Source organism: Synechocystis sp. LEGE 06083, from assembly GCF_015207725.1.
GTDB lineage: Bacteria > Cyanobacteriota > Cyanobacteriia > Cyanobacteriales > Microcystaceae > Synechocystis > Synechocystis salina.
The window spans coordinates 1-1,051 of record NZ_JADEWJ010000471.1; the positions used below are offsets into that span (position 1 = coordinate 1).

The following is a 1,051-nucleotide window of genomic DNA, read 5'->3' on the forward strand; positions in this document are numbered from 1 at the left end:
CTCGCCCGCTATGACCCCATTGCCTTGGTTGGGCACGATTAATCAGCCAGATTGCATCGATATAGTTTTTCCCACTCCATAAATCTGATGATTGTGGGGAAATTTGACTATTATCTATCGCAATCATTGGGGTTTTAAAGAAGTTTTGACCGAGGGGAAGATAACCCTAGATTGGGAAAAAAGTGTGATCATAGGGGACAGTGTTTCTCCCCCTTGTCCCTATGTCGGCTCCTCCCTCCTTCAGCACCCTGGCCCAGGCCGTCCATAGCCCCGAAATTGGTTTTGATGCTCAAAATCCGCCTCCCCAGGCCGTGTTGGATAGCTGTGTCCACTGCGGTTTTTGTTTAAACACCTGCCCCAGCTATCGGGTCATTGGCAAGGAAACCGATTCTCCCCGGGGACGCATTTATTTGATGAATGGTATTAACCAGGGGCAAGCCAGTTTAGACGCCACCACCATCCAGCATTTTGATAGTTGTTTAGGTTGTTTGGCCTGTGTCAGTGCCTGTCCTTCTGGGGTGCAGTATGACCAGTTGATCTCCTCCACCAGGCCCCAAGTGGAGCGTAACTATGACCGTCCCTTTGGCGATCGCCTTTTGCGGGGGATGATTTTTAATTTATTTCCCTATCCCTGGCGGTTGCGGCTGTTATTGCCCCTGCTCTGGGTTTATCAAAATTGTGGGTTGCAAAAGTTAGTGCAAGCAACGGGATTATTGACCAGATTCTTTCCCCGTTTAGCAGCTATGGAAAGTATTTTGCCCCGGGTGACGGCCGCCTCATTTCGGGACAATTATCCAACGGAAATCCCTGCCCAAGGAGAAAAGCGTTATCGGGTGGGGGTAATTCTCGGCTGTGTGCAACGGTTATTTTTTTCTCCGGTCAATGAAGCCACCGTGCGAGTTTTAACTGCCAATGGCTGTGAAGTGGTGATTCCCCAATCCCAGGGTTGTTGCGCCGCCCTCCCGGCCCACCAAGGTCAAACTGCCCAAGCCCAGGCGATCGCCAGACAGATGATCGACAGCTTTGCCGACACAGAGGTGGATTACATTAT

General features: G+C 50.7%; 1 protein-coding gene. It reads left to right on the plus strand.

Features of this window, described 5'->3' with window-relative positions:
* Positions 1 to 200 precede the first annotated feature (200 nt).
* A partial coding sequence (locus IQ219_RS19820; protein ID WP_368667642.1) for a (Fe-S)-binding protein occupies positions 201 to 1,051 on the plus strand: 851 nt, incomplete at its 3' end.